At 58.6% G+C, this 25,160-nt stretch carries 26 protein-coding genes; 4 read left to right on the top strand and 22 right to left on the bottom strand.

The features are described 5' to 3' along the window. Positions 1-103 precede the first annotated feature (103 nt). Positions 104-1,588 (top strand): membrane-bound lytic murein transglycosylase MltF, encoded by a 1,485-nt coding sequence (gene mltF, locus ACW5XC_RS05685; RefSeq protein ID WP_042056128.1) that lies wholly within the window; start codon positions 104-106, stop codon positions 1,586-1,588. Positions 1,589-1,960: 372 nt separating this feature from the next. Here the strand turns inward: mltF and ACW5XC_RS05680 are convergent, their stop codons facing one another. The 20 genes from ACW5XC_RS05680 to trmJ all read right to left on the bottom strand — a co-directional run bounded on the left by ACW5XC_RS05680 (position 1,961) and on the right by trmJ (position 20,943). After that, the gene (locus ACW5XC_RS05680) at positions 1,961-2,185 is read right to left on the bottom strand and encodes a zinc ribbon domain-containing protein (protein ID WP_042056368.1); all 225 of its coding nucleotides are present in this window, start codon (positions 2,183-2,185) and stop codon (positions 1,961-1,963) included. A 124-nt stretch (positions 2,186-2,309) separates the two neighbouring features. Continuing rightward, positions 2,310-3,806 carry a ribosome biogenesis GTPase Der gene (gene der, locus ACW5XC_RS05675; RefSeq protein WP_042056131.1) on the bottom strand — a complete coding sequence of 499 codons (1,497 nt, stop codon included), beginning with the start codon at positions 3,804-3,806 and terminating at the stop codon, positions 2,310-2,312. 74 nt (positions 3,807-3,880) lie between these two features. Beyond that, on the bottom strand, positions 3,881-5,065 hold the full coding sequence (gene bamB, locus ACW5XC_RS05670; RefSeq protein ID WP_040066510.1) for an outer membrane protein assembly factor BamB: 1,185 nt from the start codon (positions 5,063-5,065) through the stop codon (positions 3,881-3,883). Then, positions 5,058-5,708, bottom strand: a complete 651-nt coding sequence (locus tag ACW5XC_RS05665; protein WP_019446074.1) for a YfgM family protein — start codon at positions 5,706-5,708, stop codon at positions 5,058-5,060. Before ACW5XC_RS05665 ends, bamB begins: the two co-directional genes overlap by 8 nt. Positions 5,709-5,711: 3 nt before the next feature. Further along, positions 5,712-6,989, bottom strand: a complete 1,278-nt coding sequence (gene hisS, locus ACW5XC_RS05660; protein ID WP_042056135.1) for a histidine--tRNA ligase — start codon at positions 6,987-6,989, stop codon at positions 5,712-5,714. A 138-nt stretch (positions 6,990-7,127) separates the two neighbouring features. Then, positions 7,128-8,243 carry a flavodoxin-dependent (E)-4-hydroxy-3-methylbut-2-enyl-diphosphate synthase gene (gene ispG / locus ACW5XC_RS05655; protein ID WP_005333801.1) on the bottom strand — a complete coding sequence of 372 codons (1,116 nt, stop codon included), beginning with the start codon at positions 8,241-8,243 and terminating at the stop codon, positions 7,128-7,130. A gap of 10 nt (positions 8,244-8,253) precedes the next feature. Further along, positions 8,254-9,222 (bottom strand): cytoskeleton protein RodZ, encoded by a 969-nt coding sequence (gene rodZ, locus ACW5XC_RS05650; protein WP_042056138.1) that lies wholly within the window; start codon positions 9,220-9,222, stop codon positions 8,254-8,256. Further along, positions 9,212-10,003 carry a PilW family type IVa pilus biogenesis/stability lipoprotein TapF gene (gene tapF, locus ACW5XC_RS05645; protein ID WP_085943024.1) on the bottom strand — a complete coding sequence of 264 codons (792 nt, stop codon included), beginning with the start codon at positions 10,001-10,003 and terminating at the stop codon, positions 9,212-9,214. Before tapF ends, rodZ begins: the two co-directional genes overlap by 11 nt. Positions 10,004-10,014: 11 nt before the next feature. Further along, on the bottom strand, positions 10,015-11,118 hold the full coding sequence (locus ACW5XC_RS05640; protein WP_005344856.1) for a bifunctional tRNA (adenosine(37)-C2)-methyltransferase TrmG/ribosomal RNA large subunit methyltransferase RlmN: 1,104 nt from the start codon (positions 11,116-11,118) through the stop codon (positions 10,015-10,017). Positions 11,119-11,285: 167 nt separating this feature from the next. Further along, positions 11,286-11,714 (bottom strand): nucleoside-diphosphate kinase, encoded by a 429-nt coding sequence (ndk, locus tag ACW5XC_RS05635; RefSeq protein WP_005333805.1) that lies wholly within the window; start codon positions 11,712-11,714, stop codon positions 11,286-11,288. A 267-nt stretch (positions 11,715-11,981) separates the two neighbouring features. Then, positions 11,982-13,265 (bottom strand): aminopeptidase PepB, encoded by a 1,284-nt coding sequence (gene pepB, locus ACW5XC_RS05630; RefSeq protein WP_042056140.1) that lies wholly within the window; start codon positions 13,263-13,265, stop codon positions 11,982-11,984. Next, positions 13,262-14,566 (bottom strand): aminopeptidase PepB, encoded by a 1,305-nt coding sequence (gene pepB / locus ACW5XC_RS05625; protein WP_042056142.1) that lies wholly within the window; start codon positions 14,564-14,566, stop codon positions 13,262-13,264. Before pepB (ACW5XC_RS05625) ends, pepB (ACW5XC_RS05630) begins: the two co-directional genes overlap by 4 nt. Positions 14,567-14,739: 173 nt before the next feature. Next, complete coding sequence (gene fdx / locus ACW5XC_RS05620) at positions 14,740-15,078, bottom strand: ISC system 2Fe-2S type ferredoxin (protein ID WP_005333808.1); 339 nt, start codon at positions 15,076-15,078, stop codon at positions 14,740-14,742. Position 15,079: 1 nt separating this feature from the next. After that, positions 15,080-16,927: a Fe-S protein assembly chaperone HscA gene (gene hscA / locus ACW5XC_RS05615; protein WP_042056145.1), complete on the bottom strand. Its 1,848-nt coding sequence runs from the start codon at positions 16,925-16,927 to the stop codon at positions 15,080-15,082. 28 nt (positions 16,928-16,955) lie between these two features. Beyond that, complete coding sequence (gene hscB / locus ACW5XC_RS05610; protein ID WP_042056148.1) at positions 16,956-17,474, bottom strand: co-chaperone HscB; 519 nt, start codon at positions 17,472-17,474, stop codon at positions 16,956-16,958. Between the two features lie 118 nt (positions 17,475-17,592). Continuing rightward, positions 17,593-17,916 carry an iron-sulfur cluster assembly protein IscA gene (gene iscA / locus ACW5XC_RS05605; protein ID WP_005333812.1) on the bottom strand — a complete coding sequence of 108 codons (324 nt, stop codon included), beginning with the start codon at positions 17,914-17,916 and terminating at the stop codon, positions 17,593-17,595. 15 nt (positions 17,917-17,931) lie between these two features. Continuing rightward, entirely contained in the window at positions 17,932-18,315 is a 384-nt protein-coding gene (gene iscU / locus ACW5XC_RS05600) for a Fe-S cluster assembly scaffold IscU (protein ID WP_005333813.1), read from the bottom strand. A gap of 41 nt (positions 18,316-18,356) precedes the next feature. Then, a complete protein-coding gene (locus ACW5XC_RS05595) occupies positions 18,357-19,571 on the bottom strand; it encodes an IscS subfamily cysteine desulfurase (protein ID WP_013723838.1) in 1,215 nt (404 codons plus the stop codon). 53 nt (positions 19,572-19,624) lie between these two features. Next, the gene (iscR, locus tag ACW5XC_RS05590) at positions 19,625-20,128 is read right to left on the bottom strand and encodes a Fe-S cluster assembly transcriptional regulator IscR (protein WP_026035025.1); all 504 of its coding nucleotides are present in this window, start codon (positions 20,126-20,128) and stop codon (positions 19,625-19,627) included. A 92-nt stretch (positions 20,129-20,220) separates the two neighbouring features. Then, positions 20,221-20,943, bottom strand: a complete 723-nt coding sequence (gene trmJ / locus ACW5XC_RS05585) for a tRNA (cytosine(32)/uridine(32)-2'-O)-methyltransferase TrmJ (RefSeq protein ID WP_042056152.1) — start codon at positions 20,941-20,943, stop codon at positions 20,221-20,223. A 187-nt stretch (positions 20,944-21,130) separates the two neighbouring features. Between trmJ and ACW5XC_RS05580 the strand changes: the two genes are divergently transcribed. Then, positions 21,131-21,547: a hypothetical protein gene (locus tag ACW5XC_RS05580; protein WP_005351023.1), complete on the top strand. Its 417-nt coding sequence runs from the start codon at positions 21,131-21,133 to the stop codon at positions 21,545-21,547. On the opposite strand, the gene ubiT is transcribed toward ACW5XC_RS05580, so the two are convergent. Beyond that, positions 21,500-22,033 carry a ubiquinone anaerobic biosynthesis accessory factor UbiT gene (gene ubiT / locus ACW5XC_RS05575; protein WP_005344837.1) on the bottom strand — a complete coding sequence of 178 codons (534 nt, stop codon included), beginning with the start codon at positions 22,031-22,033 and terminating at the stop codon, positions 21,500-21,502. The genes ACW5XC_RS05580 and ubiT overlap by 48 nt on opposite strands. 189 nt (positions 22,034-22,222) lie before the next feature. Between ubiT and ubiU the strand changes: the two genes are divergently transcribed. Together ubiU and ACW5XC_RS05565 are read left to right on the top strand one after the other, a co-directional pair. After that, complete coding sequence (gene ubiU / locus ACW5XC_RS05570; protein WP_042056156.1) at positions 22,223-23,218, top strand: ubiquinone anaerobic biosynthesis protein UbiU; 996 nt, start codon at positions 22,223-22,225, stop codon at positions 23,216-23,218. An 11-nt stretch (positions 23,219-23,229) separates the two neighbouring features. Then, positions 23,230-24,102, top strand: coding sequence for a U32 family peptidase (locus ACW5XC_RS05565; RefSeq protein ID WP_042056157.1), 873 nt, complete (start codon positions 23,230-23,232; stop codon positions 24,100-24,102). A 65-nt stretch (positions 24,103-24,167) separates the two neighbouring features. Here ACW5XC_RS05565 and nlpI read toward each other — a convergent pair whose 3' ends face one another. After that, the gene (nlpI, locus tag ACW5XC_RS05560; protein ID WP_005351017.1) at positions 24,168-25,112 is read right to left on the bottom strand and encodes a lipoprotein NlpI; all 945 of its coding nucleotides are present in this window, start codon (positions 25,110-25,112) and stop codon (positions 24,168-24,170) included. Between the last annotated feature and the right edge of the window lie 48 nt (positions 25,113-25,160).

The raw sequence follows: 25,160 nt of genomic DNA, 5'->3' as shown, positions 1-25,160 counted from the left end.
CGTATTATAGGGATCTGGCTCACAGCGGACAAACGTTTTTCTCACTTCGTGCAGTGTGACTCTGCGCACACTCTCTGGTATAAAGGTGCCTCTTTTTTGACAAATGCCGATTTTTTCAACAAAGGTACTCACCTACTTGCGCTGCATTTTTCGACTGTTTATCGGGCTGTTGTTGACGCTGACACTGGTTGGCTGCGACTTCTATAGCCCCTCCAGCCAGCTGGAGCAGATCCGCCAGCGAGGCGAGATCCGGGTTGGCACCATCTATGGTCCCACCTCCTATTACCAGCGTGACGACCTCGCCCAGGGGTTCGATTACGAGCTGGCGCAAAATTATGCCGACTGGTTGGGGGTGAAACTCACCATCATCCCGGTCGACACCACTGACCAACTGGTCACCCTGCTGAAAAAGGGCAAACTCGATCTGGCGGCTGCCGCCATCATGGTCACCCCCGAACGGCGCGAGCTGTTTCGCTTCGGCCCGGGCTTCTACCAGGTCTCTCCCAAACTGGTCTACCGCAACGGCAAACCCAAGCCTGCCTCGTTAAACGATATCAAGGGCAAGCTGGTGGTGGCCGCCGGCTCCACCGGTGAAGATCTGCTCAAAGAGATGAGTAAAGAAAATCCGAAACTAGCCTGGAGCACCAGCGACAACGCCGATGTGGAGGAGCTGCTCAAGCTGGTGGTGGATGGCAAGATTGACTACACGGTGGTGCAGGATACCGTGCTGGCCCGTACCCAGCGCTACTACCCGGAGCTCACCGAGGGGCTGACCTTGGCCCAGAAGCAGACCGTTGCCTGGGCCATGAGCAAGCTGCCCGATGACAGCCTCTATGCCAGCGTGATCGACTTCTTCGGTCAGCGCTTTATGGATGGTGCCATCGCCAAACTGGACGAGAAGTACTTCGGTCATGTGCAAAACTTCGACTTTGTCGATACCCGTACCTTCCTCAAACGCGCCAAGAGCCTGCTGCCCAAGTACCAGCCGCTGTTCCAGACTCACGCCAAGAATATCGACTGGCGTCTGCTCGCCGCCATCAGCTATCAGGAGTCCCACTGGGACCCGCAGGCCCGCTCCTACACCGGCGTGCGCGGCATGATGATGCTGACCGAGCCCACAGCCAAGGCGATGGGAGTCAACGACCGGCTTCATCCGGAAGAGAGCATCAAGGGTGGCTCCCTCTATCTGCAACAGATGATGGAGAAGGTGCCGGATTCGGTGCCCGATGACGAGAAGGTGTGGTTTGCCCTCACCGCCTACAACATCGGTTACGGCCACATGATGGACGCCCGCCGCCTGACCAAAGAGCTCGGCAAGAATCCCGACGCCTGGAGCGACGTGAAAGAGGTGCTGCCGCTGCTGCAACAGGCGCGCTGGCACCGCAAGGTACGTTACGGCTATGCCCGTGGCAGCGAGGCGCGCAACTATGTCAACAACGTACGCCAGTATTACCAGAGTCTGCTCTGGCTCGACAACGAGCAGCAGAAGGCACATCAGCGGGAGAGTCTCGACAACGACAGCGAACCCGAGCTGGCCGAGCGCCCCACCGCCATTGCCGAAGTGGTCAATCAGATCACCATGCGCTAACCAGCCACTATTCGGCTGTTTTCACGCAAACTTCTCTGTTACCATCGATTCACATCGGAGCCTATCCGAAATCGCATTGTTTTCATTATGTTGAGAGATTAAATAACAGCAATTTCGGATGGGCTCCATCAATGACCCAAGGCCGGGATGGCCAACTGAGTTGGGAGGAGACCAAGATGCAAAAACGTAGAAAAATCAGTCTGGTCAGAAAAGCGAAGTGCAGCTGGAGCCCCAGACGCAAACTCAAGCTTAATGACATCAAGCGCAATCTGTGGCGCAGAAATCGATCCTATACCCTGCTTATTGCAGAGCACACAGCATAAACCCGGCATTCGCCGGGTTTTTTATCTTCTTTCTCACCTGATTATCGTCTTACACCAGCGCAGCCTTGAACTGTACCGACCGCTTGGAGATCAGGGAGTTGCAGTGGTTGCAGAAGTAATCCACTGCGCCGCACGCCTTGAGACGCTCCAGCTCCTGCTGGCAGGTGGGGCAGATGGCCGTAACGTGAACGTTAGCCTGGCACTGGCCACAGGTTTGCTCCTTGCTGCGGGTATCCAGTTCAGCCTGGCATGACGGACAAAGCAGGGCTTCCATAATCAACTCCTCGAAAAGTGGATCTGCCATGGTCTGGCTCCATGGCAGATCCCCCTCCCCTTATTCCTCACCCTAACATGGCGAGGATAACAAAGCGGCTGCCGGTGAGGGCAGCCGCAAGGACTTATTTCTTCTTCATTTTCAGCAGGCGTTTGCGCTGACGTTCCTGACTCAGGGTCATGGTGTTCTTCTTGCCTTCAAACGGGTTGACCGACTCCTGGAACTCGACCCGGATCGGCGAGCCCATGATCTTGAGGGACTTGCGGAAGTAGTTGATCAGATACCGCTTGTAGGAGTCCGGCAAGTCGTTCAGCTGGTTGCCGTGGATCACGATGCGCGGCGGGTTGTAGCCACCAGCGTGAGCATACTTGAGCTTGACGCGGCGACCGTTGACCATCGGCGGCTGGTGATCTTCCTGCGCCATCTGCATGATGCGGGTCAGCATGGCCGTGCTGGTACGACGGGTGGCGGACTGGTAAGCCTCCTGAATAGATTCAAACAGATGGCCGACACCGCTGCCGTGCAGGGCGGAGATGAAGTGGACGCGAGCGAAGTCGATGAAGCCCAAGCGACGATCCAGCTCGTTCTTCACATCCTCTTTCACCTTCTGATCCAGACCATCCCACTTGTTCACCACCAGCACCACGGAGCGACCGGCGTGGAGCACATAGCCAAGGATGCTCAAGTCCTGATCGGTGATGGTCTCCTGGGCGTCGATCACCAGCAGGCAGACGTTGGCATCTTCGATGGCTTTCAGGGTCTTGATAACGGAGAACTTCTCCACCGTCTCGTGCACCTTGCCACGACGACGTACACCGGCGGTGTCGATGACCACATACTTCTGCTCGTCACGCTCCATCGGAATGTAAACGGAGTCACGGGTGGTGCCGGGCATGTCATAGACGATGACCCGATCTTCACCCAGCATACGGTTGGTCAGGGTAGATTTACCGACGTTGGGGCGACCAACGATGGCGAACTTGATGGGCAGGTCGGCGAACGGGGTCTCCTTGGTGTCCTCTTTGGTATCGAGTTCACCGGCAGCCACCATGCGCAGCAGGGCTTCTTCGTCGAAGTCCTCCTCTTCCTCATCCTGCGCATCATCATCGGTAGTGGCGTCGACCAGGGTCTCCAGATGGGGAGCCAGGGCCAGTTCCAGCAGGCTCAGCACGCCACGACCGTGTGCGGCCGCGATCTGGTAGACCTCGCCCAGCGCCAGACCGTAGAACTCGGAGACCGCGGAATCACCGTCGATACCGTCGGTCTTGTTGGCCACCAGAAATACCTTCTTGTGGGCCTTGCGCAGGTGCTCGGCAATGGCTTGATCCGCTGCGGTCAGACCGGCACGGGCATCCACCATGAACAGCACGACGTCCGCTTCTTCGATGGCCAGCAGGGATTGCTCGGCCATCTTCAGCTCGATCCCCTCTTCGGTGCCATCGATACCGCCGGTATCGACCACGATAAATTCCAGCTCGCCCAACTTCGCCTGACCGTATTTACGGTCCCGGGTCAGACCGGGAAAATCGGCAACCAGGGCATCCCGAGTACGGGTCAAGCGGTTAAACAGGGTGGATTTCCCCACGTTGGGGCGGCCCACCAGGGCTACTACAGGAGTCATAAAAGCCTCATTCTCAAGACGACAAAGGCTCCGGGTCCGAAGACCAGGAGCCGGATATTCACATTATCGGACGATCAAGGACGCTTGAGGGCGTACAACTTGCCGTCACGGCTCTGCACATACAGGGTCTCGCCATCCACCAGCGGGGCGGCGTAGAGACCACTGCTATCGAGCTGCTGCATCGCCTTGATGGTACCGTCGGTACGATCAAGCCAATACAGGTATCCTTCCACATCACCCACCACTACATAGTCACCGAAGATGACAGGTGCAGTGACGGTACGATTTTCCAGCTGGGTGTTGGACCACAGCTCCAGACCGTTGCGACGGTCGATGGCAAACAGGTGGCTGCGGCTGTCGGTCAGCACGATGGCATTACCGGTCATCGCCAGATCGCGATAGCCGGAATACTTGCGCTTCCACACTTCATCGCCGGTCATCAGTTTGCGCGCCATCAGCTGACCGTTGTAGGCGATGGCGTAGAGCTCATCACCGGCAATCAGCGGGCTGGCATCGACGTCAACCATGCGGTCCAGCTCGGTGGCACCGCGCGGATCAGCCACCTTGGACTGGCGCACCGGCTGGCCATTGCTCAGCAGGGCGATGCCCACCTTGCCATCGGCACGACCGTAAATCACGGCGCCGTTGGTGATCACCGGTGCACCGGCACTGCGCAGGGTCAGCGGCGGCTGCTCTTCGGAGAGCGACCACTGCATCTTGCCTTCATCAGTGTCGAGGGCGATCAGGCGACCGGAGGTGGTCAACACCACCACGCGGCCATCTTCCACCGCGGGGCTTGCCACCACTTCACCGGGCACATTGGTCTGCCACAGCACTTCACCGTTCTCTTCGTTCAGGGCGTAGACCACCCCGTTCTCGGAGCCGAGGAACAGCTTGCCGTAACGGGAGACCAGGCCGCCGGAAAGGCGGGCGCTGCGCTTGTCGGCGTTGACCGGCAGGTCGGCCAGATCGACACTCCAGAGGCGATCGCCACTGGCACGGTCAAAGGCGCTGACATCGCCGTCGCGGGCCGCCGCGTAGATGCGATCCTCTTCCACCACCGGCTTGAGCTGGGAGTAGAAGTCACCGATACCATCACCCACAGTAGATGACCATGCGGTGTCGGCAGTGAAGGCAGATTCAACCTTGGGCAGCGGCGCCATCGGGTTGAGATCCTCTTCGGAACTGAACAGGGAGCACCCCTGCAGAGCGAAGGAGACCGCAGCCCCCAGCGCCACCATCTTGAATAGATTACGCATCCGGTGCCTCACCAGTCGCAACGGCCGGCAGGGCCAGATCGTCCATTTTCAGCTTGAGCTCGGCGCTACCCTGCAGGCCGCCGGCATCGGCCGCTGCCTGATAGGCATCACGAGCCTCTTCGGTCTTGCCCTGCTTTTGCAGCACATCACCACGGGCTTCGGCTACCTGCGCCTTGAAGGCCTCATTCTGGATGGTCGCCAGCTTGGCCAGCGCTTCATCTGCCTTGCCCTGATCATTCAGCACACGGGCCAGACGCAGCGCCGCGATGGGACGAATGCTCTCGTCACCCGTGGTCGCCACCAGCTCCAGCTGCTCGGCAGCCAGATCCAGCTTGCCCGCCTTGACGGCAGCGGCAGCCAGTTGCAACGCGGCCAGTTCACCGTAGGAGTCACCCTTGTTGGCAGTGACAAACTGCTGTGCCTGCTCGAAACCGGCGGTATCGCCCTTGGCCAGCTGCTCAATCACCTGGTTGTAAGAGTGGGAGGATGCCTCCATGGTCTCTTGCTGGTGCTGGTTGTAATAGCGCCAGCCGAACAGACCGACCAGACCGATCACGGTCCCGGCAATCACCGAGGTTCCGTTCTCTTTCCACCACTCCTTGATAACCTCAACCTGTTGTTCTTCGGTGGTATAGACTTCCACAGCTTACTCTCCTTTGGCTGCCAGCAGGGCAATGGCGGCGTCAACCTTGACGGTCTGTTGCTCGGCCTGACCACGCAGATATTTGATAGTGATCTCCCCGTTTTGCACCTCGGTCTCACCAAGGATCAGGGCGATTGCCGCGCCGCTCTTGTCGGCACGTTTGAGTTGTTTCTTGAAGTTGCCACCACCGCAGTGGCTCATCAGGCGCAGGTCCGGCAGGGCATCGCGCAGACGCTCGGCCAGCTGGAAGCCAGCCTGTTCGGTCCCCTCGCCCACCATCGCCAGATAAACATCCACCGCCGGGCGGATATCGGCGTTGAGCTCGAGGGTCTCCAGCATCAGCACCAGACGCTCCATGCCCATGGCAAAGCCTACGGCCGGGGTCGGTTGACCGCCCAGCTGCTCCACCAGACCATCGTAGCGGCCACCGGCACAGACGGTGCCCTGGGCACCCAGACTGCTGGTGACCCACTCGAACACGGTCAGGTTGTAGTAGTCAAGACCACGCACCAGACGCTCGTTCACTTCGTATTTGATACCGGCAGACTCGAGCAGGCGCTTGAGTCCCTCGAAGTGGGCCAGGCTCTCTTCGCCCAGATGGTCGAACAGACGCGGGGCATCTGCCAGAATGGCCTGCACCTTTTCATCCTTGGAGTCGAGTACCCGCAGCGGGTTGCTGTACATGCGGCGCTGGCTCTCTTCGTCCAGCTGATCCTTGTACTGCTCCAGATAGGCCACCAGCGCATCGCGGTAAGCGGCACGCTCGGCGCTCTGACCCAGAGTATTGAGCTGCAGGGTGACATGCTCGCTGATGCCAAACAGACGCCACAGACGGTGGGTCAGCATGATCAGTTCAGCGTCAATGTCCGGCCCGTTGATGCCAAAGAGCTCGACACCAAACTGATGGAACTGGCGGTAACGGCCCTTCTGGGGACGCTCGTGACGGAACATGGGGCCCATGTACCACATCCGGCGTTCCTGGTTGTAGAGCAGACCGTGTTCAATACCGGCACGGACGCAGCTGGCGGTCCCTTCCGGACGCAGGCTCAGGCTGTCGCCGTTGCGATCTTCAAAGGTGTACATCTCTTTTTCGACCACGTCGGTCACTTCACCGATGGCGCGCTTGAACAGATGAGTCTGCTCGACAATCGGCATGCGCACTTCGCTGTAGCCATAGCTGGCAACGACCTGGCGCAGGATCTGTTCAACCTTCTGCCATACCGGGCTCTGCTCCGGCAGGCAATCATTCATACCGCGAATAGCTTGGATCTGTTTTGCCACGTTGATACTCGAGAAAAAGAGGTAAAATTTGGCCGCATTATAGGGATTTTCCCCCCCAAGGTAAAATCAGGGAATCCGGATGCGGGATTTAAAATCAGTCACCTGGAAAAAGGGCCACCCAATGTGGCCCTGTTTCGCTCACTCCTTGTCCATCGGGATCCGGTTAGCGGGATCCAGCATGGCGGCGCGGGCGCGAATGCGGCGCTCCAGAGTTGGAATGAGATCCTTGTTGTCGAGCCGATCGACCCGCTGGCCCCCTTCATAGAAGGCACTCTTGTTGGCGGCACCCGCCAGACCAAGATCGGAGACGAGTGCTTCGCCCGGGCCATTCACCACGCAACCGATGATGGAGACATCCATCGGGGTGATGATATCTTCGAGCCGCTCTTCCAGCGCATTGACGGTGGCGATCACATCGAACTCCTGCCGTGAGCAGGATGGGCAAGCGATAAAGTTGATGCCACGGGAGCGAATACGCAGGGATTTGAGGATATCGAAACCGACCTTCACCTCCTCCACCGGATCCGCCGCCAGCGAGATACGCAGGGTATCGCCGATGCCGTCGGTAAGCAGCATGCCCAGACCGATGGCAGACTTCACCGCGCCGGCACGGAAACCGCCCGCTTCGGTGATGCCAAGGTGCAGCGGCTGTTCAATCTGCTTGGCGAGCAGGCGATAGGCACCGACTGCCAGGAACACATCGGAGGCCTTGACGCTCACCTTGAAGTCCTGGAAATCGAGACGATCGAGATAGTCCACGTGACGCATGGCGGACTCTACCAGCGCCTCTGGGGTCGGCTCGCCGTACTTCTCCTGGATATCTTTCTCCAGCGACCCGCCATTGACCCCGATACGGATCGGGATATTGAGGTCGCGCGCGCAATCGACCACAGATCGCACCCGCTGCTCATTGCCGATGTTGCCCGGGTTGATACGCAGGCAGTCGGCACCGTACTCGGCCACTTTCAGGGCGATGCGATAGTCGAAGTGGATATCGGCAACGATGGGGATGCGGGTCTGCTGTTTGATGAGCCGGAAGGCTTCCGCCGCTTCCATGGTGGGCACGGAGACACGGACGATATCGGCACCGACCCGCTCGATCCGCTGGATCTGCTCGATGGTGGCGGCGACATCTGTGGTCTTGGTGTTGGTCATGGTCTGCACGGTAATGGGGGCATCGCCCCCAACCGGTACATTACCAACCATGATCTGTCTGGATTTACGACGAATGATGGGTGATTCGTGAGAAGACATGGGAAACAGATTACTCCTGCGGCAGTGAGAAGCGGGCTGTACGACCGTTGTTGTAACGGCTCATATCAAACGACTGACCCTTGTAGTCAAGCTTGACGGCCATGGGCGCGCCAATGATGAACTTCAGGGGCTCGGCGCCTTCCAGCACCAGCTCGTCGTTGGCCTTCTTCAGACCACTGAACAGGGTCTTGCCGTTGGCATCCTTCACATCCAGCCAGCAATCGGCGGTGAAGCTCATCTTCAGTTGCGGCGCAGTCGCCGGATCAACGACAGCCTCTTCAGATTCAGTGCCATTGGCGCCGGATACCGCTGCATCGGTCGCAGTGCCGACAGCCGCGCTGACATCGCTCGGGGCAACAGCCGCAGAAACAGGCGCCAGGGTAGCAGTCGCATCGGAGACCACCGCAGGGGCAATCACGTCCGTGGCTGCCGGTGCGTTGGCTGCGCCTTCCACCGGAGCGGTGTTAATTGCATCGGGCGGCGTGATAGCCGGTTCAGCCGGAGTCGAACTGGTTGCACTCATCTCGGTGGCTGCCAGCGCTTCATCACCGGCGGAGCGGCGTGAAGTACTCTGCCACCACCAGGCGACCGAGAGCGCAATCAACACCAGGATCACCAGCCAGGTCACCACCTTGAGCCGACTGTCGTTGGCTTGCTGGCGGGAGCGACGGGAGAAGCTCTGCATGTCGATATTGTCGGGAGGGGTCAGACCCAGCTTGTCGTAAGCGGCCAGAATGGTCTCGTCGGGGATCCCGACCAGCTTGGCATAGGTACGCAAATAACCCCGAATAAAGGTGTGGGAGGTGTGCTTGTCGTAGGTATCCGATTCGATAGCGGCGATCAGGGTCAGACGAAGGTGAATGCGGGACGCAACCTGTTCTCGTGTCCAGCCAAGCTGTTCACGGGCGTTGCGCAGCAATTGGCCTGGGCCTACTGCCTGGGAGTCGTCTTGGAAATCGTGTTGCTGTTCAATAGTCATTGGCTAAATAACGCTTGGCTTGTTGCGAAGTGGGATATTGCCTTACCAGCTCAGTCCCGAATTGGTGAAGTAATGCCGGCTTGTCCATTGCCTGCGCCAGCCGAAGTCTCAACCAGAGACTCTCCTCGTTCTCGTCTGACACATCGGCAAAACGGGCGAGGTAGGACTGCACATCAGGCAGCTTGCCATCTTTCATGGAAAGCTCGGCCAAGTCCAGCAATAACCCTGGATTGCGGGGATTATACCCCAAGGCCAGGCGATAGTACTCGCCTGCTTTATCATTTCTGCGATTTTGCAGCGCACAAAGTGCCGCATTTTCATAGGTATCGGCAATTTTTACATAGCCTGGCTGAATAACAGCCTGATTGAACGCCTGATCTGCCTCGGCATACCTGCCGCGATCACAGAGGAAGGCACCATAGTTGTTCATTGCGTCAGCATTGGACGGATCCATGGCAAGGGCGTTCTTGTAATGGGTCTCGGCTGCCTTGAAATCTCCTACCTTCTGGTAAAAGTAGGCAAAACCGATCTGGATCTGGGGGTTGGAGGGGTCATACTGGAGGGCGCGGTCAAGATTGAACTTGGCCTGCTCGGCATTGCCCTGACGCAGGTACTGGATACCCAGGTCAAGGCGGGTTTGGGCAGCCGCCTTGAGGTCAGGACCCACTTCACGCTGGGTCGAGTTCTGGCCAGCGTAAGTGGTCTCGGTCACACAGCCTGGCAGCGCGCAGAGCGCTGCCACTACGATCAATGTACGTGTATCCATTCCCTGTCTATACAATGGCTTAGCATTTAAACCATTTTGACGGAAATCCCATCCTGTTGCATCCGATTTTTGATAGTTCGCTTGGTACGGTCAATCACGTCACCCACCAGCTGACCACAGGCAGCATCGATGTCATCACCACGGGTCTTGCGGACAATCACGGTGAAACCGTACTCCATCAGCACCTTGGAGAAGCGATCGATACGGCTGTTGCTCGGCTTGCCGTAAGGGTTGCCCGGGAAGGGGTTGAACGGGATCAGGTTGATCTTGCTCGGAGTGTCCTTGAGCACCTTGGCCAGCTCGTGAGCATGCTGCATATCGTCATTGATATGATCGAGCAGCACATACTCGACTGTCACCCGACCACCGTTGGCATTGGATTTGGCCAGGTAACGACGGACACCGGCGAGGAACTCCTCGATGTTGTACTTGTCGTTGATCGGCATGATCTCTGAACGCAACTTGTCGTTCGGGGCGTGCAGGGAGATAGCCAGCGCCACGTCGATCTGGTCACCCAGCTTGTCCAGCGCAGGTACCACGCCAGAGGTGGAGATGGTCACCCGGCGTTTGGAGATGCCAAAGCCGTAGTCATCCATCATCAGACGCATGGCGGGCACCACATTGGCGAGGTTGAGCAGCGGCTCGCCCATCCCCATCATCACCACGTTGGTGATGGGACGCTTGCCACCGACCACGCGGGCCGCACGCCACACCTGACCGATGATCTCGGAGACTTTCAGGTTGCGGTTGAAGCCTTGTTGGGCGGTAGAGCAGAACTTGCACTCCAGCGCACAGCCAACTTGAGAGGAAACACAAAGGGTCGCGCGGTCATCTTCCGGGATGTAGACGGTTTCTACCTCCTGATCGCCCACCTGCAGGGCCCACTTGATGGTGCCATCGGCAGAGCGCTGCTCGCGGCTGATCTCGGGCGCCTTGATCTCGGCGATCGCCTTCAGGCGCTCTTTGAGCACCTTGTTGACGTTGGTCATCTGATCGAAATCATCACACCCAAAGTGATAGATCCACTTCATGACCTGATCTGCCCGGAATGGCTTCTCGCCCAGTTCGACGAAAAAGGCACGCATGGCATCCCGATCAAGATCCAGCAGGTTGATTTTTGTTTCGCTCATCAATGGCCTCAGTTCAAACACTTCATCAATTATTGGCTGACGACGTCAGGGGGCGGTATTGTACAAATAATGGGTCTGGCTTTCCACCTGGAGAATAGAGGGATATTGCGTAAACGGCGAAAACAACAAAGGGAGCCGAGGCTCCCTTGGGTCATCATCCACGTAAATCAGCCGCGCGGGCAGATCTCGTTGTCAGAGAAAAAGTAGGCAATTTCGCGGGCAGCGGATGCCGGTGCATCGGAGCCATGTACTGCGTTGCGATCGATGCTCTCGGCATAACAGGCACGCAAGGTACCAGCCAGCGCCTCTTTCGGGTTGGTAGCACCCATGATCTCGCGATTGCGACGGATGGCGTCTTCCCCTTCCAGCACCTGCACCATGACAGGGCCAGAAGTCATGAAGCTGACCAGATTGTCATAAAAAGGCTTGCCCTGATGCTCGGCATAGAAACCGGCAGCCTGTTCACTGCTCATGTGCAGCATTTTGGATGCCACCACTTTCAAGCCTGCGCTTTCGAAACGGCTATAGATGGCACCGATCAGATTCTTGCTGACAGCATCCGGTTTAACGATAGAGAAGGTACGTTCGATGGCCATTGATATCTTTCCTTAACTACAGAGTTTTATTGTTAGAATCCATGTTCGCTGGCGATTATACGTAAACAAAAACCGGAAAAACACACAAACAAGCAACTTTTTATTAAACATCACTCCCTTGCAATCAACATCCACACTCATCTTGACCGAGCAGAGCCGGAAAATATGTGCGCTTGCGCACGATAGTTACCTTAAGCCGCCAAAACCCCATCTTTTGTTCACAATTCGAACAGCATGAAAAAGGCACCCGAAGGTGCCTTGTCTCGCCTATTTGGCTTCCGCCAGCAAGGCCCGCGCTATGGTGCGCATCCCCAGGGTATTGGCCCCCGGCGCCCAGAGGGCATCGCCGTTGTCACTGAAGCAAGCTGCCAGATCGATATGCAGCCACCCCATCCCTTCGTTGGCAACGAAACGGGAGAGAAAACCCGCCGCGTTGGAGGCGCCACCCGGCCCGCCCCCCTTCACCGGACGGCTGTTGGCCGTGTCGGCGTAATGGGAGGGGCACTGCTGGCGGTGCCAGGGCTCCAGCGGCAGCGGCCAGGCAGGCTCATGCTCGGCATCGGCATAGGTCATGGCCCGGCTTACCAACCCTTTGTCGAGGCCGAACAGAGCATTGTAGCGCCCACCCAGCGCCATCACGGCTGCGCCGGTCAGGGTCGCGGCATCGATGATCAGCGGTGCGCCGGACTCGCTCGCCAGTTGCAGGCCGTCGGCCAGCACCAGCCGCCCCTCGGCATCGGTATTCACAATCTCGACCGTGGTGCCGTTCTTGTAGGTGAGGATGTCGCCCAGCTTGTAGGCGTGGCCGGAGACCAGGTTCTCGGCGCAGCAGAGAATGAGCTTCACCCGCTTGTCGAGCCCGCGCAGCATAGCCAGCGCCAGCGCACCGGTGACAATCGCCGCACCACCCATGTCGCACTTCATGGTGAGCATCCCCTCGGAGCTCTTCATGGAGTAGCCGCCGGAGTCAAAGGTGATCCCCTTGCCCACCAGCGCTGCCGCTACCGGCGCCTTGGGGTCACGCCCCGGGTTGAAGTCGAGCTCCAGCAATACCGGTTCGCGCGCACTGCCGCGGCCCACCTGATAGAGGCCGACCCAGCCCGCCTGTTGCAGCGCTTCGCCTTTCAAAATGCGATGACTCACATTGTCCGGCGCCAGCTCGGTAATAAAGGAGGCTGCTTCCACCGCCAGCTCCAGCGGGCCCAACTGCTCCGGGGTGGCATTGGTCATCTCGCGCACCCAGCGGCCGCAGAGCCAACGCGCTTCCAGCTCCTCTCTGTCCTCTTCCGAGGACATGGCCCACTGCAGTTGCACCTCCGCCTTGGGGGTTTGCAGCCCTTGGGCAAAAGCCCACTGCTGTTCACGCTCCCAGTGACCAGCCAGGGTCACTTTCTGGATCCCCTGCTGGCAGAGGCGACGGGCCGCCTGCTGGATATCGAGCAGCGGATTGGCCGTCACCAGATGGATTACCATGCCGTCGGCACGGTGAGAGAGCAGCGCCCCCTCCCCCCACTCGGCCGGTGCAAATTCACGACTTAACCAGACATTCATGCGGTCACCTCCTGCAGCCAACGTGCGATGGTGCGCAGACCGTGCCCCTTGGCACCGGTCGCCCAGAGATCGTTGCCCGATTTCTGATAAGAGGCCGCCAGATCCAGGTGCACCCAGCCTTTGCCCTCATCGCGCACGAAGCGGGAAAGGAACGCTGCAGCCGTGGTGGCACCGGCCGTGCCTTCGGCTGAGGCGACGTTGCCCAGATCGGCAAAGGCCGAGGTGAGCTGGCTGGCATGCCAGGGTTCCAGCGGCAGCGCCCACGCCTGTTCGTTTTCCACCTTGGCGGCGGCCAGTGCGCGCTGCTGCTCGGTCTCATCGAGGGCAAACACCGCATTATAATCGCGCCCCAGCGCCATCTTGGCGGCGCCGGTCAGGGTGGCTGCGTCAAGGATATAAGCTGCACCGCTATCGGAGGCCGCCATCAGGCCATCGGCCAGCACCAGACGACCTTCCGCATCGGTGTTCTGGATCTCGACCGAAACCCCATTCTTGTAAGTGAGGATGTCGCCCAGCTTGAAGGCGTGGCCGGAGACCAGGTTCTCGGCGCAGCAGAGAATGAGCTTCACCCGCTGGTTCAGACCGCGGCTGATAGCCAGCGCCAGCGCGCCGGTCACCATGGCCGCGCCGCCCATATCGGACTTCATCGGCAGCATGTTGTCAGACGACTTCATGGAGTAGCCGCCAGAATCAAAAGTGATCCCCTTGCCCACCAGCGCCGCCACCACGGGCGCATTGCGATCACCGGTCGGGTTGTAGTCGAGCTCCAGCAGCACCGGCTCGCGCTCGCTGCCACGGCCAACCGACCAGATCCCGATATGGCCGGACTCGCGCAGCGCTTCACCGGCGGTAATGCGGGCAGTAACCTGATCCCCGGCCAGACCACGAATGAGCAACAGGGCCGATTCCGCCAGACTCATGGGGTAGATCTCTTCCGGACAGCCATTGGTGATGTCACGTACCCAGCGAGCCGCCTTGAGCAGCGCATCCAGTTCACGGGCTTCCGCGTCGCTCTGCTGGCCGAAATCCAGCTCACGCGCTCCCTTGGCGGCGTAGAACCCCTGGGCGAACGCGTAGCGACGCTCCAGATCCCAGCCTTCACCGACCAGCGTCACCCGCTTGATCCCGCTCGATTCGAGGCGACGGGCGGCGCGCTGAACGGTACGCAGAACATCCTTCTCCTGACCGGCGGCACCAAGATGGATCAGTGCCTCGTCGCCATTGAAACTGAGCTGGGCGCCCTCGCCCCAATAAGCGGCCGCAGCCTGGGTGGATAACGCTACCTTCATCATGTCAGCCATCGTGTTTGCTTCCTTTTTACTGGCACTATGTATAAGCACTCTTTATGGGAAAGAGCTTATTGGCAAAGAGAGAATAACGAATACAAAAAAGGCCGTGCCCCCGAGGGTCACGGCCTTCCACCATATCACTGAAGCACCACAGGATGCTGCACGTGCAATTCACTCATGTGTAATTAATGGCGTTCAGAGGCAAGGTTCAGGGTGTACTTGGGCAGTTCCACCACCAGATCCTCGTCCGCCAGTTTTGCCTGGCAGCTGAGGCGCGATTCCGGCTCCAGCCCCCACGCCTTGTCCAGCATGTCGTCTTCCAGCTCGTCACTTGGCTCGAGTGAGTCAAAGCCCTCGCGCACCACGCAGTGGCAGGTAGTGCAGGCACAGGATTTCTCGCAGGCATGCTCGATTTCGATACCGTTGCGCAGCGCCACATCCAGAATGGTCTCGCCGCTTTGCCCCTCGAGGGCGGCGCCATCCGGACAGAGTACGGGATGGGGAAGAATGATCAGTTTTGGCATATTACACCTTGTTGACGTTTTGTCCGGTCAGCACCTTGCGGATGGAGGCGTCCATCCGGCGGGCTGCAAACTCGCCACTGACAGCATCGGCTGCCTCAATGGCTTCTTTGATTTGATGGGTTGCGCCGCTGTTGCGCATGGTCAGCAGATGGGCGATGGCGGCATCAATCTCGGCACGCTCGGCAGCATTGAGCAGGGCATCGCCATCAGCGGCCAGCGCCGCATTGAGACTCTCGACCACCCGGTCGGCTTCAACCTGCTGCTCGGCCAGCATGCGGGCATCCATATCCTGCTGGGCGTTCTCGATGGAGGCGCTCAGCATGTTGAGGATATCCTGCTCCGCCAGCCCGTAAGAGGGCTTGACCTGGATCTCGGCCTGCACGCCGGAGGATTTCTCCATGGCGCTGACCGAGAGCAGACCATCCGCATCCACCTGGAAGGTGACGCGAATATGGGCGGCGCCGGCTGCCATCGGCGGAATACCGGTCAGGGTAAAGCGGGCCAGGGAGCGGCAATCGGTCACCAACTCGCGTTCACCTTGTACCACGTGAATGGCCATGGCGGTCTGACCATCCTTGAAGGTGGTGAACTCCTGGGCGCGGGCAACCGGGATGGTGGTGTTGCGCGGGATCACCTTCTCGGCGAGGCCACCCATGGTCTCCAGACCCAGCGACAAGGGGATAACGTCCAGCAGCAGCATCTCGGCATCGGGCTTGTTGCCCACCAGAATATCGGCCTGGATGGCGGCGCCGATGGCGACAACCTTATCCGGATCGATGCTGGTCAGCGGCGTACGCTGGAAGAACTCGCCCACCAGTTCACGCACCAGCGGCACCCGGGTGGAGCCACCGACCATCACCACTTCCAGCACTTCCACCTGCTCGAGACCGGCATCGCGCAGGGCGCGGCGACAAGCCAGCAAGGTCCGTTTCACCAGCGGGGTGATGAGCTCATCAAACTGGCTACGGCTCACTGACCCCTGCCAGCCCGCAAAGGTGCACGCCACCTGCTCGGCATCGGTCAGACCGTGCTTGACGGCAGCGGCCACATCCAGCAGCTCGCGCTGCAGATGGGCATCCAGCTCACCGGTGAGGCCCGCCTGTTCCTTGATCCAGTCCGCCAGCAGGTGATCGAAGTCATCACCGCCGAGGGCGGAATCACCGCCGGTCGCCATTACTTCAAACACACCGCGATGCAGACGCAGGATAGAGATATCGAAGGTACCGCCCCCCAGATCGTAAACCGCGATCACCCCTTCCTGACCGGAGTCAAGGCCATAGGCAATCGCGGCCGCAGTCGGCTCATTGAGCAGGCGCAGCACGTGCAGACCAGCCAGACGGGCGGCATCCTTGGTGCCCTGACGCTGGGCATCATCGAAATAGGCCGGCACGGTAATGACCACGCCATCGAGATCGCCCCCGAGAGTCTGGGCGCCACGCTCGGCCAGCTTTTTGAGAATTTCGGCCGAGACCTGCACCGGATTGACCAGCCCCTGACGGGTTTGCAGTTGCGGCATGCCATTGTCGGCAGCAATGAACTGGTAGGGCTGCTGGCGAGTATCAATATCGGCCAGCGCCTTGCCCATCATCCGTTTGACCGAGACGATGGTGTTGTGAGGATCGAGTGCCGCTTCGCGCTTGGCATCAATCCCCACTCGAATGGCGTCGCTTTGATAGTGCACCACTGACGGGAGCAGGTCGCGCCCTTGCTCATCGCAAAGAGTATCAGCGTGACCGCTGCGAACCGCAGCGACGAGAGAGTTGGTGGTGCCGAGATCGATGCCGACGGCACGTTTGTGCTGATGAGGAACAGCGCTCTGGCCGGGTTCGGCGATTTGCAGTAATGCCATGGGTAATGAAACTTCCAGCGTTAAAGGATCAAGACTCGAGAAGCGAGTCTTCGAATCGTTCCAGCTCTTCAAGGAGCTTGTCGACAAACTTGAGTTTGCGAACGCAATCAGCGGCAGCGAGATCTTTACCGGCGGCAAGAGACTCGGTCAGCTGCTGCATCAACATCTGGTGATCATGCCTGATCTCGCTGCGAAAATCCTTGATGGCGCGCTCAGGGTCTGCGTCATCTTTCAGATCGGCCAGACGCTCGCGCCACTCCAGCTGCTGTATCAGAAACGCGCTATCTTGCAGGGTCTGCTGTTCACCACGGATATCAGTGCCACGCAGGGAGAGCAGATATTCTGCACGGCGCAGCGGCGCCTTGAGGGTGGTGAATGCTTCGTTGATCTGGGCGGCACGTTGCACCGCAGCCAGCTGCTCCCGTTCGGGGGCGGTGGCAAAACGATCAGGATGGAATTGGGTTTGCAGCTGGCGGTAGGTATCAGCCAACTGACGGGTATCGAGCTCGAAGCCTTCAACCAGCCCAAACAGCTCGAAATGATTCATGCAAACCTCTTGGAAACGTTCGCCACAACCTCACTCGCCCCTGGCAAATGAGATATGGTTGAACGGGTCATGGGCGACCCGCTCAACCACAGACGAAGGATCATTGACGTCAAACATCTCAGACACTGAAGCTTTCGCCGCAACCACACTCGCCTTTGGCGTTGGGATTGTTGAACTGGAAGCCCTCGTTGAGGCCCTCCTTGACGAAATCCAGCTCGGTGCCATCCAGATGGATCAGGCTCTTGGCATCAACAATAATCTTGACGCCCTGCTGCTCGAACACCTGATCTTCATCGGTCAGTTCATCAACGAACTCCAGCACGTAGGCCAAACCGGAGCAGCCGGTGGTTTTGACGCCGAGGCGCAGGCCAATGCCCTTGCCCCGGTTAGCCAGAAAAGAGGAAACCCGTGCCGCGGCGGCATCTGTCATGGTAATAGCCATACTGCTCTCCGGCGCTTAGAGACCTTTCTTCTGCTTGTAATCGGCGATGGCGGCCTTGATGGCGTCCTCAGCCAGAATGGAGCAGTGGATCTTCACCGGTGGCAGGGCCAACTCTTCAGCGATATCTGTGTTCTTGATGCCAGCCGCTTCGTCCAGGGTCTTGCCCTTGACCCATTCGGTCACCAGGGAGCTGGAGGCGATGGCGGAACCGCAGCCGTAGGTCTTGAACTTGGCATCTTCGATGATGCCTTCGTCGCTGATCTTCAGTTGCAGCTTCATCACGTCGCCACAGGCGGGCGCACCGACCATGCCGGTTGCAACGCTGGGATCATTCTTGTCGAAACCACCGACGTTGCGAGGATTCTCGTAGTGGTCGATTACTTTTTCACTGTAAGCCATATCTCACTCCTGCTAATTCTGTTGCTCACTAACCAGATAGATCAGTGATGAGCCCATTCGACCGTGTTCAGATCGACGCCGTCTTTGTACATCTCCCACAGAGGGGACATCTCACGCAGACGACCGATGGAGTCACGAATAAGCTTGACCGCGTAGTCAATCTCTTCCTCGGTGGTGAAGCGACCCATGCTGAAACGGATGGAGCTGTGTGCCAGCTCGTCGTTCAGACCCAGTGCGCGCAGCACATAGGAAGGTTCCAGGCTGGCGGAGGTACAGGCCGAACCGGAAGAGACTGCCAAATCTTTCAGCGCCATGATGAGGGATTCCCCTTCCACATAGGCAAAGCTGACGTTGAGGTTGCCCGGAACACGTTGCTCCAGATCGCCATTGATGTAGACGGCTTCAATGTCCTTGATGCCATTCCACAGACGCTGGCGCAGTGCCAAGATACGCTCGCCTTCACTCACCATCTCTTCTTTGGCGATGCGGAAAGCTTCGCCCATCCCGACGATCTGGTGGGTCGGCAGAGTACCGGAACGCATGCCGCGCTCGTGGCCGCCACCGTGCATCTGGGCTTCCAGACGAACGCGGGGTTTGCGGCGAACAAACAGTGCACCGATCCCTTTCGGACCGTACACCTTGTGCGCTGAGACGGAGAGCAGGTCCACTTTCAGTGCTTCCACATCTACCGGGATCTTGCCCACACTCTGAACGGCATCCACGTGCAGCAGGATCTTGCGGGAACGGCACAACTCGCCGATGGCGGCAATGTTCTGAACCACGCCGATTTCGTTGTTCACATGCATGATGCTGACCAGGATGGTGTCATCACGCATGGCATTCTCGATCATCTCGATAGTGAACAGGCCGTTGGGCATCGGCTCAAGATAGGTCACCTCGAACCCTTCACGCTCCAGCTGGCGACAGGTATCGAGCACCGCCTTGTGTTCGGTCTTGGAGGTGATGATGTGCTTGCCCTTGCTGGCATAGAAGTGGGCAACACCCTTGATGGCCAGGTTATTGGATTCGGTAGCACCGGAAGTGAAGACGATCTCGCGGGGATCGGCACCGATCAGATCTGCCACTTGATTACGGGCCAGATCCACCGCCTCTTCAGCTTGCCAGCCAAAGCGGTGAGAACGGGAAGCCGGATTGCCGAACAGGCCATCCATGGTGAGACACTGCATCATTTTTTCTGCGACACGCGGGTCCACCGGACAGGTTGCCGAATAATCAAGGTAAATAGGCAGTTTCATGTTTTTCTCCGTCACAGTCCGGGTCATACAGAGTCCCGCTGTGGAAAGCACGTTTATAGTTGGACTTTCAAGCTCACATCGCCGTGTTCTGCCCGATCAACCAGGGACAACACGGTCTTCATTTGTTCATCTTGCTTGCCGGCAATCCGGCGCACATCGGCCTGGCGTACCAGCTCAGCCAGCGTGATATCCCCGAGGAAGCTGGAGATCCGCTCACTCAAATCACGCCACAGGGAGTGAGTCAGGCACTGGGTACCGCCGTGGCAACCGCCCTTGCCGAGACACTTGGTGGCATCGACCGACTCATCGACCGCGGTGATCACCTGACCAACCGAAATCTCGCCTGGGGCCAACCCGAGGCGATAACCACCACCCGGGCCACGCACGCTGCTCACCAGACCATGTTTGCGCAGGCGGGCAAAGAGCTGCTCGAGATAGGACAACGAGATGCCCTGGCGCTCGGAAATATCGGCAAGGGGGACGGGCCCCTGCTCTGCATGCAGCGCCACGTCGAGCATGGCGGTTACAGCGTAACGTCCTTTTGAAGTCAGTCTCATGTGCCTTACCGTCTTGCGAAGCAATTTAATGGGGCACATGGTCACATACCCGACCAAATCAGTCAAGTATATGGTTGAGTAAATCAGTCGGATTAATCCGGTACGCGCGCTTTCTGCACCGAGGTCAGAATACCGCGCAGAATGTTGAGCTCCGCCGCTTCCGGCCGAGCCCGATTGAACAGGCGACGCAGCTTGCTCATCACATGACCCGGATGGTCATCGGCAATAAAACCGGTCTTCATCAGGGTTTGTTCCAAGTGCTGATAAAACCCTTCCAGTTGAGCGGCACTCGGATAGGCCATCTCATCTTCAGGCTCGGCGGCCTGCCCCTGCAGCCAGCGCATCCGCACTTCGTAACAGAGGGTCTGCACCGCCATGGCCAGATTGAGAGAGCTGTAATCAGGATTGGCCGGAATGGCCACGTGGTAGTGGCACTTTTGCAATTCGTCGTTGGTGAGACCGGTGCGTTCACGGCCAAACACCAGCGCGACCGGATGCTGCATCCCCTCAACCACCGACTTTTCGCCGGCCTCACGGGGATCGAGCATGGGCCAGCTCAGGGTTCGCGAGCGGGCGCTGGTGCCAATCACCAGACCACAATCGGCGATCGCGTCGTCCAGTGTCGGGACGATACGGGCATTGGCAAGCACATCGCAGGCACCAGCCGCCAGGGCGAAGGCATTGTCATCCGGCAAGGCTTGCGGATCAACCAATACCAGCTGGGTCAACCCCATGGTCTTCATGGCGCGGGCCGCAGACCCCATGTTGCCGGTATGAGAGGTGTTTACCAAAACGATACGAATCTGATCCAACATGCCCAGTCAATCTTCAGTCAAAAATGGCGCGCAATTGTAACATAAGAGAACACGATGTTGGCACCGTAAAAGCCGAGCCATTTCAGAACAAAACCACCCGTTTGTATAACAAACCAGCATGAGGGAAGTGAGAGGGGGGGACTAAACTTGATGGATATCCGATAAACGGCACAGGAGACACCACGCCATGCTTCCTCCCTTTATCTATGAGAGATTGCCCAGCCTCTACCTGCTGGCAGCCATTGCCATTATTACGTTGAGTGAACAGCCCCTGCTCTGGTTTGCAGGCGCCTTGCTGTTTATCGCCGGAGCGGTGACCTGGATGATGCGCTCCAGCTACCGACGTACCGATCTGATTATCTTTCCGAGCAAACGCTGGCTACAGCCGGAGTGGCTGTATGAAGCGCAACCCTTTATCTGGCTGGCTGCGGGGCTGGCCATGTCACAGCTGCCCGCCCCTGCGGCACTCATCGCCTTGGTGCCCTGTCTGTGGGCCTGTCGCTGCCTCTGGGCACGGCACCATTATCGTCGCCATGCCCATGGGGTGATTGTCCACTTAAGACGGGATCCCGCCCGGCGCCGTCTGCACAGGAGCCTGCGCTGACTCGGTGCGGGCGCGTTCGATAAACGTCGCCAGATCCATCAGGGGATACTTCATCAGGCTTGGCAAGCCATCGAGATCCAGACTGTCCATCAGGTTTTTCACCTCAAGGCCCAGTTCGGTATCCCCTTCTATCTTCAGCTTGCGCTGGAAAAAGAGCGAATCCGGATCCTCTTTGCGACCAGCGATGAGGATCAGGTCGTTGGCGGTACCGCTGAAGCAGACATCGGCCTTGTCACACTCGCGAGCCACCACCAGCTGGCCATTCTGCTCACTGATAAACCAGCACAGCTCCAGATCAGAGACTTCGACTTTCAGCCACTTGTCTGCCAGAAACTCGAAATCGCCATCTTCGATAGCCTCTTTGAAAACCCGGGCCAGTAAACTCTCCATCAGCTGCTTTTGCAGATTGAACGGAACCAGCTTGAGGGGATGGCGCAAGAAGCGCGGAGCCTGTTCGACCAGGCGGCGTTGCAGTTGTTGAAACACGATAGACTCCCTTTTTTGCGCATTCAAACACAGGGAGAGTGGCAAGATCCTGTTGGAAATCAAACTTGTGCAGGGTTACCTCAAGAAGGGTAAAGCCACACAAAGCTGCCTCAGGTCAAAAAGCGGGAGTGCATGGCTGCATACAATCAGGGCTCGTTTGCCCTTCATATGCACTCTCGGAGCGTACCAATGGAATTACTCTGTCCGGCAGGCAGTTTGCCGGCACTGAAAACCGCCGTGGATAACGGGGCCGATGCCGTTTATATCGGTTTCAAGGATGACACCAATGCCCGCCACTTTGCCGGTCTCAACTTTACCGACAGCAAACTGGAGAAGGCGGTAGATTATGTGCATCAACATGGTCGCAAGCTGCATATTGCCATCAATACCTTTGCCCATCCCGGGGCCGATACTCGATGGAAACAGGCGGTTGATCGCGGGGTGGCCCTCGGCGCCGATGCGTTAATCATCGCCGATCTCGCCGTGCTGGAATATGCCAGCCGCCACTACCCCGAGATGGAACTCCATGTCTCGGTGCAGGCCAGCGCCACCAATGCCGCCGCCATTCGCTTCTATCAGCAGCAATTCAATGTCACACGGGTGGTGCTGCCCCGGGTGCTCTCCATGCATCAGGTCAAGCAGCTGGCCCGCGAGACCGATGTTGGCCTTGAGGTATTCGCCTTTGGCAGCCTCTGCATCATGGCCGAGGGGCGCTGCTATCTCTCCTCCTACATGACTGGCGAGAGTCCCAACACCGTCGGCGCCTGCTCACCGGCCAAGTTCGTCCGTTGGGAAGAGACCGCGAACGGCCTCGAGTCGCGGCTCAACGAGGTGCTGATCGACCGCTATGGCCCGGGCGAAAATGCTGGCTATCCGACCCTGTGCAAGGGGCGTTTCGACGTGGATGGCCAGACCTACCACGCGCTGGAAGAGCCCACCAGTCTCAATACCCTGGGTCTCCTGCCCGAGCTGTTCAAGACCGGGATCCAGTCGGTCAAGATTGAAGGGCGCCAACGCAGCCCCGCCTATGTGGAGCAAGTGACCCGGGTGTGGCGTGCGGCCATCGATGCCTATCAGGCCAATCCCGAGGCCTATCAGGTCAAAGCTGAGTGGGATGCCCAGCTCGCCCGCGTCTCCGAAGGTAGCCAGACTACCCTCGGCGCCTACCATCGTCAGTGGCAATAAGGAGTCCACCCATGCAATTTTCTCTCGGGCCTCTGCTCTTCTACTGGCCCAAAGCCGATACCGAAGCCTTTTACCATGCCGCCGCCGACAGTCAGGCCGACATCATCTATCTGGGAGAGACCGTTTGCAGCAAGCGGCGCGAACTCAAAGTCGATGACTGGATTGCGCTGGCCCGTCAGGTCGCTAACTCCGGCAAGCAGGTGGTGCTCTCGACCCTCGCCCTTATCTCCGCCCCTTCCGAGCTCAAGGAAGTGAAGCGGCTGGTCGACAATGGCGATCTGATGGTCGAAGCCAACGATCTCGGTACGGTACAACTCGCCTGGGAGGCAGGGATCCCCTTCGTCTGTGGCCCCGCCATCAACGCCTATAACGCCGATGTGCTGCGCATGTTGCTCAAACAGGGGATGAAACGCTGGGTCATGCCGGTGGAGCTCTCCCGTGACTGGCTGATCCAGCTCAATCAGGATCTGGGCTCCCTGCGCGACCAATTTGAGGTGGAGGTGTTTGCCTACGGCCATCTGCCGCTCGCCTACTCGGCGCGCTGCTTCACCGCCCGCTCCCTCGACAAACCGAAAGACAACTGCGAGCTCGCCTGCATCAACTACCCCACCGGACGACTGGCCAACAGCCGCGAGGGGCAGCGGGTGTTCAATCTCAACGGGATCCAGACCCAGTCCGGTTACTGCTACAACCTGGGTAACGAGCTGGCTGATATGGAAGGTCTGGTAGATGTGGTCAGGCTTTCGCCGCAAGGGATGGAGACGCTGGAGATGCTGGCCCGCTTCAAAGCCAACCGGCAGGGCAATCAGCCCCTCGTTCTGCAGCAGGATCGCGATTGCAACGGCTACTGGCGCCAGATCCCCGGCATGAGCCTGGTGGAGTAAACCCGCCATACGCCCAACAAAAAGGCCTCATCGCGAGGCCTTTTTTACCACTATCTGGCAGTAGATCAGGAGGGCTGATCACCCTTGTTACGAGCGCTCTGGGCACCTGGCGGCAAGGGTTTGCGTGCCATCAACTCCAGCTCCAACAGCGCATAGCGGTGCTCGATAAAGTCATAGACGTTGTTGGATAAGGCCAGCTTGAAGTAGCTGATGGCTTCCTTGCGGTTGCCTTTGCCCAGCTCGAACTTGCCCAGATAGAAGTAGGTTTCACACAGGCGCTCGGCAAGCTCCCGGTTATCCTTCACCCCTTTCACCACGTTGCCCATCAGCTGGGAAGCGTTGATCTCGCCAGTATAGAGACGAACCAGATCCCAGTTCCAGGCATCGTCATCGTACTTGTTGAGACGCTCGCGCATCCGGCTCATGGCGGCCGACGGGTCGAGTTTCTGCTCGGCCAGATAGAGCCAGATCACCCGATAGGGGTCTTCCGGCTGCGCCTCGTAGAAACGCTTCATATCGGCCGCGGCCAGTTCGGGACGGTTGCCGTAATAGAGGGCGATGCCACGGTTGAGATAGGCATAGTCATAGTCCGGCGCCAGTTCGAGGGCAGAATCGAACGCATCATAGGCTTCGTCGTAATTCTGCTGCTGCACCAGATAGACGCCGATGAAGTTGTAGGCTTCGGCGAAATCCGGTTTCTCCCGCAGGGCACGGTTGAAATCGAGCCGCGCGAGGGAACGCAGACCAACCCGATCAAACACCACGGCACGCTCATAGAACAACTCTGCCCGTTGCTCGGTGGTCAGTTCCATTTCACTGAGCATCTGCCCGAGTCGGGCGAGCGCCAGCTCACTCTGGTAGGAGACCTGCAGGGGGGTCGCCAACACCAGTGAAGCAGGCTGCGGCTTGGGAACCTTGGGGGTGTTAACCTGACTGCTACTGCTGCAACCCCACATGGGAAGCAACAACAGGATACCGAGGAGGTATCCAATCCCTTTCCTGACGTTCAATGAACACTCCGACGCTTACGCTTGACCCCGCATATGGTAAAGGTCAAC

Source organism: Aeromonas sp. 25-AL00135, assembly GCF_054052385.1.
The sequence above is the reverse complement of the archived record's forward strand: the minus strand, read 5'-3'. Positions and strand labels throughout refer to the sequence as shown.